Annotated in this window: 15 protein-coding genes; 1 reads left to right on the top strand and 14 read right to left on the bottom strand. The window is 61.1% G+C overall.

What is annotated here, in order from left to right:
• Positions 1-123: 123 nt before the first annotated feature.
• Complete coding sequence (locus tag ACYVHK_RS08375; RefSeq protein ID WP_460529763.1) at positions 124-1041, top strand: LysR family transcriptional regulator; 918 nt, start codon at positions 124-126, stop codon at positions 1039-1041.
• A gap of 37 nt (positions 1042-1078) precedes the next feature.
• On the opposite strand, the gene ACYVHK_RS08370 is transcribed toward ACYVHK_RS08375, so the two are convergent.
• From ACYVHK_RS08370 to ACYVHK_RS08305, 14 genes are all read right to left on the bottom strand, one after another.
• Positions 1079-1546, bottom strand: a complete 468-nt coding sequence (locus ACYVHK_RS08370; RefSeq protein ID WP_460529760.1) for a hypothetical protein — start codon at positions 1544-1546, stop codon at positions 1079-1081.
• Positions 1533-1922, bottom strand: coding sequence for a type II secretion system protein (locus ACYVHK_RS08365; RefSeq protein WP_460529757.1), 390 nt, complete (start codon positions 1920-1922; stop codon positions 1533-1535). The genes ACYVHK_RS08370 and ACYVHK_RS08365 overlap by 14 nt, the downstream gene beginning before the upstream one ends.
• Positions 1916-2398, bottom strand: coding sequence for a type II secretion system protein (locus ACYVHK_RS08360; protein WP_460529754.1), 483 nt, complete (start codon positions 2396-2398; stop codon positions 1916-1918). The genes ACYVHK_RS08365 and ACYVHK_RS08360 overlap by 7 nt, the downstream gene beginning before the upstream one ends.
• The gene (locus ACYVHK_RS08355) at positions 2395-4272 is read right to left on the bottom strand and encodes a secretin N-terminal domain-containing protein (protein ID WP_460529751.1); all 1878 of its coding nucleotides are present in this window, start codon (positions 4270-4272) and stop codon (positions 2395-2397) included. The genes ACYVHK_RS08360 and ACYVHK_RS08355 overlap by 4 nt, the downstream gene beginning before the upstream one ends.
• Positions 4269-4814 carry a hypothetical protein gene (locus tag ACYVHK_RS08350; RefSeq protein ID WP_460529748.1) on the bottom strand — a complete coding sequence of 182 codons (546 nt, stop codon included), beginning with the start codon at positions 4812-4814 and terminating at the stop codon, positions 4269-4271. The genes ACYVHK_RS08355 and ACYVHK_RS08350 overlap by 4 nt, the downstream gene beginning before the upstream one ends.
• Entirely contained in the window at positions 4811-5347 is a 537-nt protein-coding gene (locus tag ACYVHK_RS08345) for a hypothetical protein (protein ID WP_460529745.1), read from the bottom strand. Before ACYVHK_RS08345 ends, ACYVHK_RS08350 begins: the two co-directional genes overlap by 4 nt.
• Positions 5344-5865, bottom strand: a complete 522-nt coding sequence (locus ACYVHK_RS08340; RefSeq protein WP_460529742.1) for a hypothetical protein — start codon at positions 5863-5865, stop codon at positions 5344-5346. The genes ACYVHK_RS08345 and ACYVHK_RS08340 overlap by 4 nt, the downstream gene beginning before the upstream one ends.
• Before the next feature lies 1 nt (position 5866).
• A complete protein-coding gene (locus ACYVHK_RS08335) occupies positions 5867-6670 on the bottom strand; it encodes a hypothetical protein (protein WP_460529739.1) in 804 nt (267 codons plus the stop codon).
• Entirely contained in the window at positions 6651-8342 is a 1692-nt protein-coding gene (locus ACYVHK_RS08330; RefSeq protein ID WP_460529736.1) for a GspE/PulE family protein, read from the bottom strand. The genes ACYVHK_RS08335 and ACYVHK_RS08330 overlap by 20 nt, the downstream gene beginning before the upstream one ends.
• Positions 8339-9532 (bottom strand): type II secretion system F family protein, encoded by a 1194-nt coding sequence (locus tag ACYVHK_RS08325; RefSeq protein ID WP_460529733.1) that lies wholly within the window; start codon positions 9530-9532, stop codon positions 8339-8341. Before ACYVHK_RS08325 ends, ACYVHK_RS08330 begins: the two co-directional genes overlap by 4 nt.
• 13 nt (positions 9533-9545) lie before the next feature.
• Positions 9546-9962, bottom strand: coding sequence for a type II secretion system major pseudopilin GspG (gene gspG / locus ACYVHK_RS08320; protein ID WP_460529730.1), 417 nt, complete (start codon positions 9960-9962; stop codon positions 9546-9548).
• Positions 9963-10067: 105 nt separating this feature from the next.
• Positions 10068-10586 (bottom strand): hypothetical protein, encoded by a 519-nt coding sequence (locus ACYVHK_RS08315; RefSeq protein WP_460529727.1) that lies wholly within the window; start codon positions 10584-10586, stop codon positions 10068-10070.
• Positions 10587-10690: 104 nt separating this feature from the next.
• Positions 10691-12571, bottom strand: a complete 1881-nt coding sequence (locus tag ACYVHK_RS08310) for a M12 family metallopeptidase (protein ID WP_460529724.1) — start codon at positions 12569-12571, stop codon at positions 10691-10693.
• A gap of 31 nt (positions 12572-12602) precedes the next feature.
• A complete protein-coding gene (locus ACYVHK_RS08305) occupies positions 12603-15035 on the bottom strand; it encodes a M9 family metallopeptidase (protein ID WP_460529721.1) in 2433 nt (810 codons plus the stop codon).
• Positions 15036-15245 lie beyond the last annotated feature (210 nt).

Below are 15245 nucleotides of genomic sequence, written 5' to 3'. Positions count from 1 at the left end.
GTTGTATATTCATTTATGACGAAGTGATATTATATATAAAAATGCAACTAACTGATAAATAACAATAATAGCTAATATTGTCAGTGGATTGCCACGGCGTGTTTTGCGTTTGTTTGTGATGGCATGAAAGACTATAGCGAGCTTCAATCTATCCATTTCTTTGTAGCCATTGCCGAGGCCGGTAGCTTCTCGGGGGCGGCCAAGCTGCTGGATTTCAGTACTGCGGCCTTGTCGCAGCGGCTCAAGCAACTGGAAACCCGGCTGGGTGTTCGTCTGCTGGATCGCAATGCACGTGGTATCACCCTGACCGAGGAAGGCAACAAGCTATTGGCGCGTGGCCAATTGCTGTTGCGCGAGTTCGATAGTGTTGTCGAAGAGATGCGCGGCAGTACAGGCCGGATTGCAGGCTCTTTGCGGATTCACGGGCCATTGGGTTTTGGCCGTAGCTACCTGGCACCGTTGACTGCCGAATTCCATGCGTTGCATCCCGACCTGGATATTTCCCTGACGTTGAGCGATAGATTCTCGGCCAACCGGGGTGAGCGCTTCGACATCGTGCTGCACATTGGCGAGCTATTGGATTCAGACTGGGTGGCTTACCCTATCGCGCCCAATCGCCGCGTGTTGTGTGCCTCACCTGGCTATCTGGCTGACCAAGCCGCTATTGACCACCCTACCGCCCTGCATCAGCAGCGCTGCCTTGTGCTGCGCGAGAACGACGAGGACACCACGCTCTGGACTTTCCAGCGCAACGCAGAAAAGGTCAGTGTGCGGGTTGCCCAAGCCATGAGCGTGAATGATGGCGATGTGCTCAAGCAGTGGGCGCTTGCCGGCAAGGGGGTCATTCTGCGCTCTGAATGGCATGTGGCCGATGATCTGAAAGCAGGGCGCCTGCAGCAATTGCTACCGGATTGGCAGGTGGCCGATGCCGACGTGGTGGCACTGGTGCCGCACCGCAACGGCATGCCTTTACGGCAGCGTACTTTCCTCAATTTCCTGCAAGACAAGTTCCGCCCAATACCACCGTGGCGCCAGGGTTAGGCGCCTGGCTTTACCGACCCGGACATATCTTCCGGATTCAAGGCGTTTTGCTATCGGCGCGGGTATAGATGAATTGCCAGTCCGCCAGTCTCTCGGCCTTCTCGAACTGCTGATAGCGGGCAGGAAAATCCCGCTGCTTGTGCGGCGCGCGCGTCGAGGCGCTATATACCCCGGCAATGCCTTGCTGCTCATCACGTATCAGCTCCAGCTCGCCACCGGTTTCCGGATCGCGGTACAACTGTCGCAGGTGATGCACGGGCTGAACGAAGCGTGGGTCCAGCAGCAGGTCGGTCAACTGCTGCGGCAATCGGCCGTCGGCTCCTGGCGCTTGCACATAGCTGCTAATAGCACGGCGATAGGCATCGCCTACCTGCATTAGCTGTACTTCCCGCTGCCGCTCTGCGCGCGTGCTGGCCAGGTCTACCGCCTTACCCAGCATCACACCGACTACGACGAGTACGCCCAATAGCCACAGGTAGACCGAACCACGTTCACCAGTTGGCATAGTCGCTTCCATCGCTGGCTTTGCCGTTGGCGCCGCTGTGCACATCGCCTACCGTACCGGTCATGCCACTGGGTGGCGGGGTAGTGCGCCAGCTATCGGCCCGTTCTGTCAGCGGGTCAACCGGGATGGCATGCAGATAGCGCATGGTGACCAGCTCATCCAGCGAATTGGGAAAACGGCCGCGGTCGGCCCGGAACTGGTCGATGACCTTGCGAAAGGTATGTAGATCATCCCGCAGCACCGATTCCTTGGCCCTGTCCACGCTGCCCAGGTAGCGGGGCGCCGCAATGCTGAGCAGGGTCGCGATGATGGCCATGGCGATCATCAGTTCCAGCAAGGTAAAGCCGGTTAGCCGGCGCCGGCAGCGGGTCACCATGTGCGGTAGGCCTGGCCATCCAGGCCCTGCGCCGGGTTGAGGCTGAACACGTCATAAACATCGTCGCCGGCTCGTGGTGCATCCGCCGGTGACGCATAGCTGCGCAAGCCCCATGTCTGTTCGGCCGGTGCATGGCTATCGGGGAAAAATGGATCGCGCGGGATACGGCGCAGGAAGTACAGCCGTTGACTGTTGGCTGAGGATTGATCGGCAACCCCCTCCACCAGCACCCGCAACTGAGGCGGGTAGCCACTGTTACCCACGGATTTCTGGATACGCCCCTCGTCGCTGGCCCGCTTGTAGGCGTCGATGGCATTGCGTATCTCCCACAAGGCGGATCGCAAGGCCTGTTCCTTGTCGCGCTGTGACTGTAACTGCGCAAGGGGTAGCGCAGCACCGGCCAGGATGGCGAGCAGGCTGAGCGTGACCAGCAGCTCGATCAGCGTAAAGCCGGCGACGAGTCCGCTTTGCCTCATGGTCGTGCCACGCTGGCGATGGGCGGGCTGCTGGGTGGCGGCGGTGGTTCAATTTGCAGCTGGGCCGGGGCGTCCGCTGGTGGCACGCGTACCTGGCTGGTCTGCTTGGGCAGCTTTAGCTGATCGCTGCCCACGTTGTCTTCCGTACCGCTCTGGAATTCGGTCTGGCTGGCATCTGGCAGAGCCAGGCTGCGCAGGATGCGGGGGGTGATCAGCAGCACCAGTTCAGATTTGCTGCGCTGGTGTTTTTCGGATGAAAACAGCTTGCCCAGCATAGGCAACTGGCCCAACCCCGGCAGGCGCGACGCAGATTCGATCTCCTCCTGCTTGATCAAACCAGCCAGCACTTGCGTCTCGCCATCGCGCAGCCGCAGCGCAGTACTGGTAGTGCGAGTACCGATCTGATAAGTCAGCAAGCCCGATTTGCTCGGTACCTCCTTCACGATATTGCTGACCTCAAGGTTCAGGCGTATGCCCACCTCGTCGTCCTGATAAACCTGCGGTTCCACATCCAGCTTCAGGCCGACATCCAGATAGCTGACCGATTCGGCCACCGAACCCGAAGTGGGGTTCGTGGTGGTGGTGATCACCGGTACCCGGTCGCCAATGTGGATCTTGGCCTTCTCGCGGTTCTTGACCCGGATGCGCGGGTTCGCCAGGGTTTCGCTGGTGCCATCGGTGCGCCGCAGGTTCAGGGCCAGCGCCGGGTCGCCCGTATTGAGCTTGAGCCCATCGCGGCCCAGGCCGCGCAGCTCACCAATGCTCAAGCTGCTGCCGTCGAAGCTCTTGGGGAGCGATACCGAAACCTGGTCCGGGAACTGCACGCCCAGTTGCGCCAATTTCTCGCTACCGATTTCCATCACTTCCACTTCCAGCATCACTTCCGGCTCGGCCAGGTCGTGGGCCGCCACCAGCTTTTCGGCTACCGCAATGGCCTCCGGGGTATCGCGCATCACCAGCAGGTTGAGCTTGTCGTCGGTGTAGATGTCGCGGGATTTGACGATGGTCTTGATCAGGCTGGCCGCGGCTTTGGCTTCGATATTGCTAAGGTAGAAGGTCTTGACGTTCAGCGACTCAAAATCCTTCTGCCGGGCCGGGGTGGCAGGGTAGATCAGTACGGATTTGTCGTTCAGTATCCGGCGGGCCAGATGTTGGCTGCCGAGCAGCACGTTCAGCGCATCACCCAGAGGGGTATCGCGGGCCAGAATGGTGGCCTGGCCGTCCAGTTTGACCTCCCGGTCAAAGACGAAATTGACGCCGGTGCTCTGACTGAGCATATCGAATATGCTCATCAGCGGGACATTGCGAAACTCCACCGTCACCGGTAGTAGCAAGGGCGAATCGGCAGACAGTGGTGATAGCTCGGCCCGATTGCGACTGGTATCCAGTTCGGCCATTAGCTTGCGGGCACGCACATGGCGCGGTGCTTCGGTCAGCACTTGCTTGAGCAGGGCGCGGGCTTGCTCCGGTTGGCCGGATCGTCTGGCGGTCATGGCTTGTTCGATCAGCTCGGCGTGGCTGATATCACGGTCCAACTGCTTGAGCATGTCCTGGGCGCGGGCCATGCCGGGCTGGATGCGCAGCATGGTCTCCAGTCTGTCCTGGGCTTCGCTGTAGCGCTGGTTGCTGCGCAACATTTCAGCTTCGCGTAGCAATCTGTCCAGTACCGCATCGCGCTGGCGCAGCCAGTTGCGGCGATATTCACCGTTGCTGGGGTCGGACTTGGCCGATTGCTCAAGCAACAGCAGACCTTCTTCACTACGGCCTTGGGCCAACAGTTGCTGAGCTTGGTCGACATTGCGTTGCCCCGGGCTGGCGCAGGCGGCCAGCAGGGCCACGCTTAGCCAGAGTGAGGCGGATCGGAGGGTCATCATGGTTGTATTGCTACCGTATGCTGCTCGCCAGTGGCGAGGTAGGTGAAGCCGAGCTGGCCTGCATTGAGCTGATCTAGCCGCCAGCCTTCATTCAAGCTGTCCCCCACATGGGCGATGAGCGGGCTGCCGTGGTAATCGAGGTAAATATCCAGCTTGCCAGCGCGTTCCAACTTACCGAGGTAGCGGAACGGCGGGGCGAGCGGCGGTGCAGGGGGCGGCGCAGGTGCGGCGATCGGCAATGCCGGGGCAGCCGCTTCTGCTGCGCCCTTGCTGCTGGCAGTACGCGGCTTCGCCGACTGGAACGGATCACCTGCTGCGGGCTGCCCGGGCAGATCGCGTCTTAACGCCAACTGCCAGCCATCGTTCTCTGTGGCGGGACCATTGGCCGGGATGGCCGCAATAGGCCGTACTGCTGCGCCGCTTGCGGAGTCGGTCTTGGCCAGCAAGCCGTCCTCCGCTGGCGCCAGGCTGCTTGACCAGATAGCCAGCCCGCCGACCACCGCCAGTGCCAACAACCACCAGTGCTGGGAGCGCAAAGTCATTGACGTGCCCCCGCTGTTGCTTCGGCTTGGTAATGGAAGCTGAAGCGCAGTCGTGCCGTGACCACGTCGCTACGCTCGTCACGCTCGAAGCGCACCTCATCCAGGACGGCGTTGGGGGCGTCGTTCAGTACCCGGTTCAGAAAGCTGCGCAACGAGGGGTAATCGCCCTCGATCGGCAAGTCCACCTGGTAGCGCTGCAAGGCCAGGCCGCTTACCGGTTGTAACTGATAGCGCGATTCGTTGATCGCCATGTCGGCCGATTCCGCCGCCGCATCCAGCGCAGCCAATTGGTCAGGTAGCGTGGCCAGCTTGGGGAAGTGACCGTAGAAATCGGCAATGCGGCGGGCGGTGCCAGGTTGCTGGTGGGCCTGCTGCTGGGTGGCTTGCGCGAGTTTGCTGCGCAGATCGTCGTTGGCCTGCTCGGCCGAACGGACCTTAACTGCCCATAGCACCACCGCTCCCAGCAGGAGCCAGATCCCAAGCCGTCCCAATGCGCCTATGCGCTGCCAACCATAATGCAACCAGATGTTCATGGCGTAGGCTCCGGATCAGCACCGGCTTGCCAGCGGGCCTGGGCCACAAACCGGATGGTTTCGCTCTCGGCGTCCCAGCGCTGTTGCAGGAGATACACCTCGCGCAGGCCGCCTTCGCTGCGCAATTGGCGCAGATAGGCATACAGCGATTCGGCATCCTCTGCTTCTCCGCCCAGTTGCACACTGGCCTTGTCCCCCGCTTGCGGCAGGATCTGGCCCAGGCGCACGCCCTTGCCCTTGATTTGCTCCAGTTGCTGGAACAGCGGTACCCAAGGGCGACGAATCTGGGTGGTGAGTTTGTCGGCGGCGGCGAGCGCCAATGTGTCGGCGTCGCTCGCCGGCGTAGCGGGTGCCTGCAAGCGCCACAAGCGCCCCTCCAGCAACTCGCGTTCGGCATCCAGGCTGCTCAGTTGCCAACTGAGCGCGCTGATCGCTGCCAGGCCCAGGATCAGCAACACCGCACCGGGTAGCGAGAGTACAAGGCGGGGGCGAACAAAATCGAGCGTGATCGGCCGCATCTCAGCAACCCACGCAAAAAGCCCAGTCGCGATCGCGACGGGGGTCAAAGCCGGGCTTGGCCGGCAGGCGCAACCAGGTGGCGGCAAGGCCGCTGAGGTCGCCGCGCTCGAACAGCGGCGCAGCAATATAGAGCGGCGTGGCCTGGCTGTTGAGGGTGGCGCTGGCCTGGGTGATCAGGCTGGGCAACCGGCGTTCCCATGGTTCAGGCAGCACGCGGTTATACAGTTGTTGCCACTGGCCTGACTCGATTTGCAGCAATACCAGACGCCGCGGTTCAACGATGGCCAGGAGGGCGTCATCGGGCAGTTTGTCGGCCAACCGGTTGTAGATGGCGGCCAGCAGGGGCTGCACCGATACGAGCTTGTAATTGTGCTGCTGTGCCAAGCCATGAAGGGCGGTATACCAACGCTCGTCGATGGCACTGGCGATGCGTGCCTGAAAAGGTTGCAGGGGGGAGAGGGCAATCTGCCAGCCGGCACTGGCCTCGCCGTACTGTTCGCCAAACAGGCTTTGGGCCATCGCCAAAGCCAGCTTTTCATCGACCAGTTCGGATTGCCAGGGCAGCACGACAAAGCGCACCCAGGCGCTGGATAGCCGTACGCTAAGCCGACGGGAACGTCGCTCGGCCAACCAGCCGGCCAGGCCGTCGAACTGTGGGATGCCATCCTGGACTTTGAGTGGCAGGCGAATTTCAGCCACACGACGGCGCCGCCAGCCTTGCAGTTCGACCGCGCTGACGCCGTCGGCACCGATGGCCAGTACCAATTCGCCGGCCAGTGCGCTGCTAGCGAACAAAGGTGACACGGTTAATCTCCTGCAAGGTGGTATCGCCGCGCGCCACGGCCGCCAGGGCGATCTCGCGCAGTGGGCGGCTGCCGGCACGGCGGGCGGCGGCTTTGATCTCGCGCATCGGCGCTTGGCGCAAAATCAGTTCGCGCAGGGTGTCGTTCAATTGCAGTACTTCGGCAATCGCGATACGCCCCTGATAGCCGGACTGCCGGCACTGATTGCAGCCTCTGCCAATACGGAAGCGGAACTGTTTGATCCAGGCGGGCTGGATGCCAGAGGCAATCAACAGATCGGCCGGCGGCCGATAGGGCTCGGCACAGTGCGGACAAACGCGCCGTACCAGGCGCTGGCCCAGCACACCATTGAGCGCCGAGACCAGGCTGTAGGCATCGACCTCCATGTGCAGAAACCGGCTGATGACGTCGAACACGCTGTTGGCGTGCACGGTGGACAGGACCAGATGGCCGGTGAGGGCCGCCTGAACAGCAATTTGAGCGGTTTCACCATCGCGGATCTCGCCGACCATGATGCGGTCCGGATCGTGACGCAGGATCGAGCGCAGACCTCGGGCAAAGGTCAGCCCTTTCTTCTCGTTGACCGGAATCTGCAACACGCCGGCCAATTGGTACTCGACCGGGTCTTCGATGGTGATCAGTTTTTCTTCAGTACTATTGACCTCGGCCAAGGCGGCGTAGAGCGTGGTGGTCTTGCCAGAACCGGTCGGGCCGGTCACCAGCAACATGCCGTAGGGCTCGCTGGCCAAGGCACGGATGGTGGCGCGGGTGGCGGCGTCCAAGCCCAGGCTTGCCAGGGTCAGGCCTTCCATCTGGCTGGTAACGGCCTGCTTATCCAGCACCCGCAGCACCGCGTCTTCGCCATGGATACTGGGCATGATCGATACCCGGAAATCCACCTCGCGTTCCAGGATGAACGCCTTGAAACGACCGTCCTGCGGGACGCGCCGCTCGGCAATATCCAACTCGCTCATGATCTTGAGCCGAGAGATGGCCTGCTCGGCCAGATCGACACCCGCTACTTTGCTGGCAGGGTGCAGCACACCGTCGATGCGGTACTTCACGCACAGGCCGTTCGGTTCGCTCTCGATGTGAATATCGCTGGCCCCGCTTTTCAGGGCATCGTACAAGGTGGAATTGACCAGCTTGACCGCGGCGCCACTCTCTTCGGCGATGCTGGCCAGGCTGATGACCTCGATCGCTTCACCGCGGCGGCGGCCCTCGGCCTGCGGCAACAGGCCATCAATGGCGCGGCGACCTTCTTCCAATGCGGCCAGGCGTTGCTGCAGGGTTTCATCGTCGCATAGCGCAAGCTGGTAAGCCCCATCCAGTTTGCGTTCCAGCCAGTGCATCAGGCCGGCTTGCAACGGGTCGGCAACGATAGCGATCGTGCGGTCTTTGTGTCGCACTGGCAGGCATAGGCGGGCCACTGCCTCACCAAATGGCAGGCGTGAGAAATCCGGGCTGAGATCCGCCAGCTTTTGCGCCGGTACCAGCGGGATGCGCAGCGTGCGGGACAGCGCGGTCAGTACGGCGTCCTTGCTCGTCTGCGAATCGGCGGCCAAGGCCGACAGCAGCGACAAGCCACCGGTCTCGGCCGTGACACGGGCGCGTGCCAGTTGTTCGGCGCTGAGCCTGCGGCCCAAGGTATCGACAGCGGGGCCGGCGCTCATTGCAGGCTCCCGGCCAGATCGAAAATCGGTAGGTACATCAGCAACACGATCAAGCCGATGAAACCACCCATCAGCATCATCAGGATGGGCTCGACCAGCTTTGCGGCTGCGTCGATAAAACGCCCCAGTTCTTCATCGTGAAACGCAGCGGTCCGTTCCATCATCTCGCCCAACTGCCCTGTGCGCTCTCCTACTCGCAGCAATCGCAAGGCAACCGGGGTGGTGAGGCCTGCCTGGGCCATGGTGTCGGCCAAGGGTTTGCCCTGACGCAAGGCAGCAATGGCCTGCTGCAACGGGGTGCGCAGGCCAGGGTGCAAGAGTTCGGTGACACGCTCAAACGCCGTCACCAGGGGTATGCCACCTTGCTGCAGCATCCCGGCGGCACGGTAGAAACGGGCCAGCTGGAATAGCCGCAACCGTTGACCCAAGCCGGGGCTGCGCCAGGCCCAGTTGGCAATACGGGCTCGGACTGCGGGTTGACGCAGGGTAAGCACCAAGGTGGCGATGGTGCCGACAATCATGCCTAGCGCCAGACCACGGTGTTGTTCGACGGCGCCACCCAGCATCAGCAGCAGCCGCGACATCAGCGGCAGGTCGCCGTGCATGCCCTCGTAAATGCGCGAGAACTTCGGTACCAGATAACCCAGCAGAAACAGGCAGACGCCGCCGCCAGCAAGCAGCAGCATGGCCGGATACATGGCCGCGCTGATCAGGCGCTTGCGCAAGCTGTCGATCTGCTCCTGGTAGGCGATAAAACGGCCGAGGGCCCGATCCAGATCACCGGTGGTCTCGCTGGCGCGAACGCTGGCTACCAGTAGTTCGGGGAAGATCGCCGGCCGGGCGGCCAGGGCTTGCGACAGTGCCTGGCCCTGGAATAGTGCATCGCGCAGTTCGGTCAGGATCTGCTTGATTGGCGGCCGGATTTCTTTATCGGCCAAGGTGTCGATCGCTTCGCTCAGTGCGAGGCCGGCCGACAAAAGCGTGGCCAGTTCCTGCGCGAACAGCAGCAGATCGAACTTTGGGGTGCCGGTGGCGCTGGGTAGCTGAAAGCCCGTGGCCTGCAGGGTCAGTACCTTCAGCCCACGCGCCTGCGCCAAGGCACGCGCCTCCGATTCGGAGGCGGCGCTGAGGCGCAAGGTGGCGATGCGCCGCTCGCTGTCGAGCGCGCTGATCTGATAGGTACGGGACACGGGGCAGGCGGGCTTAGTTGCTCAGATCCGCGTCGTCACCTGTGCCGCCAGGGCGACTGTCACGACCTAACGAGGAGACCTCGAAATCACGGCCGTTGGCACCTGGTACGCGATACTGGTAAGGCTGGCCCCAGGGGTCAGGCGGGGCAACTTTCTTTAGATACGGGCCGCGCCAGTTGGCCTCGCCCGCCGGCGCCTGGCTCAGAGCGGCAAAGCCTTGTTCATTGCGAGGAAAGTGACCGGTATCGAGCCGATATTGCTCAATGGCTTTGGATAAGGCGTCGATCTGCGAGCGAGCCGTGGTGACCTCGGACTTGCCAAGGTTTTTGAACAAATTGGGGCCGACGACACCGACCAGGAGGCCGATGATGACGAGGGCAATAAGGAGCTCCAGCAAGGTAAAGCCGGGCTGACGACGATGGTGGCGCATGTTCTGCTTAAGGACTTGGATTGATTATATTATGCCATCTAAATATGTCGGGGGCATTTACAAAAAACAGAGGTCAGCCTTCGTGATTGGTTAAAGGTGACAAATTCACGGTAGGGCCAGGTCGAGTTGCAGGTTGAGCGGCGTATCCATCCGTTTCTCCTCGCGGCAGAAACCCTTGATGTCGTCGGTTTTGCAATCCGGTCCGGGCTTGCCCTCGGTTTGCAAGCGATAGCGACGGGCGCTGACACGACCTTGCAGACGGCCGGCCGGGGAGGGCATGAACTCGATATTCGCTTCCCCGTTTTCGCTGGTATCGATATGGATGGCGATCGTGCCTTGGGCGGTGGTCAGGTAGATATCGCCAAAGCGGAAATGCTGCTTGAGTTTGGCCTTGTCGTAAGGCGGCTTCAGGTCCGGCCCAAAGGACAGGTAGATCTCCTGGCCACTGTCGTGGCTTAGCAAGGCGCGGTAGTCTGGTTTGCCATCGCAGGGCTGGCCGGGCGGGCACTCCCAGCGGGTGCTGTCACTGCGTACGGTAAGCGGCTTGGTCGAAGCCGGTAGCTGTTGGCAGGCCGTGGCCAGGAAGACGCCAATCGCCAGCAAGGAAATCCGTGATTTGGTCATGCGTTGCTACCTCATCATGTAAAAAAAGGGCCGCCGTAGCGGCCCTAAGCTCCCCCAAAGGGAACGGGGGGCCGGCCTGTACGCTGTAGGCCCGGCCCGAATGCTTACAACGGTGACAGCAGCCAGTTGAAACCGGCGTTGGACAACACCACTTTGCCACCGTCTACTTCGCTGGCAGCGCCAAGCGGCAAGCTGCTGTTACGGCTGATCAGGCGGTAACCGGTAGCGCTTTGCTTGGGACAGAACTGCTGGTTCTGACCACCGTGCTGCGGCCACATGATCAGTTCAGTACCGGCTTGCTGGGCGCCGCCGGATACATCCAGTGCCAGGCCGCTTACCGGACTGATCAGGCTGTAATAGCCCTCGCTATTGCGGCTCAGCTTCCAGCGCTGTTGGCCGGCATCGGGCCACAGGATGGCTGGTGCGTTCTGCACATCACCGGCAGGCACCAGCGATTTGCGCAGACCCGCCGTGCTGATCACATACTGCTTCTGGGTATCCAGTACCGTGTCGCACAGCAGCTTGGTCTGGCCGCCACCGTTACCGCCGGTATCGCCCACTTCCGCCCAGGAGATCTTCAGCCAGCCACCGTAGTTGAAGGGGGCTTCAGCCGTACAACGCACCGGCTCGCAATAGCTGCCCCATACCCAGTAGGTAGGCGATACAGCACCTTGCACCAGCACGCTGATGACATAGGTCTTGCCGTTGAGGGTCGCCTGGTCGCCATTTACATACTTTGCGCTGCGGTTAAAAGGCTTGGCGCTACCGGTGTTGCCGCCAGTTTGATCCTTGTTGACGGTCACGCTGACGTTGATGCTGGCTTGCTTGCCCGAAGCCGCAATCGCGCGGATGTTGATATTGGCCGTGCCCGATGCCTTGGCGACCGGCGTGATCACGACTTGACGCTGGGTGCCGGTGCCGGCTTGTACCACCACACCGCTGGTAGCAATCAGGCTGGTATTGTCGCTCTGGATCGTAAAGCGCAGGGATTTGATATCTGCATCGCTACCGCTCAGCGTCAGGCTGAGTTGACCCGTCTTGTCCTGATTGAATTGCAGTTGGCTGGCACTGGCCGACAGCTTCAAGTCCACATTGCTGGGTGCGGCTGGGTAGAACTTGTTGATGGCGGCAATATCACCCGCGCTGATCTGGCTGCGCTGACCCATACGGTTCGGATCAACCTTGGGGTCGACCGGCACGATGGTGGGTTGGCCGTTCTTGGAGAACGCCCAGTTCGGGTAGTGCATGACCGAATCCAGGTCGTAGCCGCCGACCGGGTCGACCTGATTGGCTTGCAGCTTGGTGAACTGGCTTTCCATGCCGCTCTGGATGTTTTCAGTCAGCACTCGCACATAGTTGTCGCGGTCCGGACGCATCTGCTCGTGCATCCAGCCCAGCGCGTGGATGACTTCATGCGCCACAATGCCGGGGTATTCGCAACCATCGCCGATCGAGATCGGCTGTTCGCCACCGGACATACCCACGTACGACCAGCAGCCGCCATCGGAAACGAACTTGGCGTAGTTGGATTCGTTGGTCCGTTGCACGAAGCGCACTGCGGTCTTGTCACTGATCAGCTTCATGCCGGCCAGAATGGCATCGCGCTTGGTTTTGTTCAGCGCGGGATCAATGGTGTAGACCAGCGTGTTATTGGTCCAGACCGTAGCGCCCACATAGTGGTTGTCCTGCGCGACGATGGGGCCGCCGGCCTTGAGCGCGCTCATGCTGGGCCTGCTGCTCAGAATCGGCAGTTGTACGCCGTTGCGTTGCACTTCATCGTGGCGACCCAGGGCGATGTCGCCAAGCATGGCACGGCCGTTCACGACCATATAGGTGAGCGACTGATCACTGCCCCGAATCTTGGCGGTAGCGGTTTCTACCCGGCGGGCAGTGTTGAGTTCAGGGTTGCTGCCGGTATTGGCGGCCAAGGCGCTATGACCGATGGCGGCCAGGGCAAGGCCCAGTGTGGCGATTTGTGGTTTCATGGATTGGATATTCCAGACGAATTCAATGGGATCAACGTGCGAGGACGTACAGCGACAAGCCGGTAACGGCGGCCTTGGCGTCGATCAGCAGATAGGTTTTGCCGGCACGGGGCGACTTGATCAGGATGGTCTCGACATTGCCGCCACCGACCGAGGACGCATCGAAATTGGTGCTGGTCGGCATGGCGCCCTGCTTGACGTACAGATTGGCGTCGCCGCTGCCGTTGCCCAGCCGAACGGTCAAGAAGCCGGCATTGGCCGGGACATCCAGCACGAACGTCAATTGGCCCTTGGCATTGGCTGTCAGCGCGGTCACGGTGTTGCCGTTGACCAGGGCCACGGGCGTGACGGTCGTGCCGCCATCGGCCATCAGCTTGATCTTGAAGCTGGCCTGGCTGCTCAGGACGCCGTCCGAAACCGTGACGGTGATGCTGGTCTCGCCCGTCTTGTCGGCCGCCGGGGTGATACGCAGCGTGCGCTGGGCATCGGTGCCGGACAGGACTAACCCTGCCGCGGGGATCAGGCTGCTGTCGGCGGCTACGGCGCTGACGGTGAGCCGGCCTGCGGCGGTTTCCTTGTCGCTCACGGTAAAGCTGATGGCGGGGATGGTTTGGCGAACCTGGGCGACGATGTCGGTCAGATTGCTCAGTTGCGGGGCGGTGTTGCCGCCTGCCTGGCCTGCGGGTTTCCCACCGGCAAATTCGCCGCTATTGCTGACACTGTTGAGCCATTGGGCAAATTCACCATCCAGACGGGTACCCAAGGCTGCCAACTGGCTGTTGTAGCTGGCATAGTCCCCTTTGCGGCTAGCCGCCATCAGATTTTCCAGGCTCGGGCGTTGGCGCTCGTACATAAAGCGCACGGCCAGATAGCCCCAGCGATAGGCGCGATTGGTGTAATCGGCCATGCTGTAGTTGTTGCCGAAGATCGTGCTGAGCTTGTAAGTGCCTTTGCGCGCCTCGGTTACGGCTTCGTTGTAATCATTCTGGTGCGAGAGATACTCGGCAACGCCTTCACCCCACCAGGTGGTGTTGTACTTGTTGGATTTGCCGAAGTCGCCTTCCAGGTTGTAGCGCGCGTCGAGATAGTGAATGTATTCGTGTTGCAGGTTCCACACTTCGAATACCGGACGCTTCCAGGAGGCTTCGTGGGCAATAAAGCGAGCCTGGTTGCCGGGCTTGGAAGGATCTCCCTCCAGGAACATGCCGCCGTTATTGGTATCGATGCCGAAGATCGGGCCGGCATAGGTGTTGTAGTTGCTGTAATCATCAAACACGACAACTTCCAGGCTGGTGTTGTTGTCGTTTGCTACGGGCTTGCTGGTCAGCGGATCGGTATTGCCGAAAGTGCCGTAGTGGAACAGCTTTTCTTCCTTGGCCAGCACCGCGCACGAGTCTGCCAGCTGCTGGCCGTTCATCTCCTGCGCCCGGATTGTCAGGGTAGGGCCGCACTTGTAGGCGATGGGCAGTACCGCAGCCTTCAGGGTTTCCTTGTAATTGCAGGTCCCGTAGAAGTTGCAGTTGCTTTTGTCGTAGTAGTCAGCGCCGTCCACCGCCGCGATCCAGATGCTGGAGCCTGCGCCGGTCATCTTGTTTTCGCTGATCATCTGGCGCAGCAGTGGCTGCACGCTGGCCTTGCGTTCCGGGTACTGCAGGAAGCGAGCCAGCTCGTGTGCCGCGTTGGCCAGCACGAATTCACTGGAGGTGCCGCGCAGCTTGAGGTTCTTGCGGTAGAAATCCGACAAGACGGTGACGTAGCTGCCGTCCGCCTTTACCAAGGCCTTGAAGTCGTCGTTGTAGTGTCCGCGGAAATACACGGTAAACACGCTGTTGTAAGCATTGAGCACCGAGCTGACATTTGCCTGGGCATCACCAAAGTTGGTGAGCATCTGCTTCATGACGGGCAGGAAACGGGCATTCTCCCCGGCGCTGTCAATCATGATGACGGCTTCACCCAGAATCTCGCCGTTTTCCCTGGTCAGGGCCCAGATGGCCTTGTTGCTGAAGAAGGTGCTCAGGGCGCGCTGCTGGGCAGCCTTGACCGCCGGGCCGTAGCTGCCTACATCGGTCTTGTTGTAGTACTGCACGTAATAGCCGGCACGCAGGAAAGTGACGATCTGTTGAATGCTGTCGCGATTGGTGCCGTCATAGCGGGTGCTCAGGCGGGCGAACTCGTCCAGGGCAGAAACCATCTGGCTTTCCTGGAACACCGCGCGGGCGTCGCTGCCGGTAACGCTGTACAACTGGTTCACACACTGATTGGTGGACGATTTGATCAGGCTGATCAAAGCCGCACCCTGACTGCTGGCAAAGGCAGACACATTGCAATTGGCATCGGCCATCATCGGCGGGCGTGGCGCGCGATCGTTGGCACGCGAGCTCTGCAGTGGCGGAGGATCGGAGCGGTTGGCAGTGCCCACCACGGATTCCAGCGGTTCGAACGGTTGGTTAGGGCTAGCCGCCATCACAGGAGCGGTCCGAGCGTGAACAAAACTACTGGCTAACGCGAGCGTCACAAGGGCGAGCGTCGGCTTGGCTTTTATAAGTGCCATTTATCTAGTTCTTCCTTCGTACTGGTTTGGATAGACGCAAGGGCACAGCGCATCATGTGCGCGGGTTCGATGACGTCCTGATTTCGCCTGCCTTTGGGGGTGTGCAAGCTAGTCATTAATCCT

This window comes from Chitinimonas naiadis, assembly GCF_054780835.1.
Note: the sequence above shows the minus strand (reverse complement) of the source record. Positions and strands in the feature narration are given on the sequence as shown.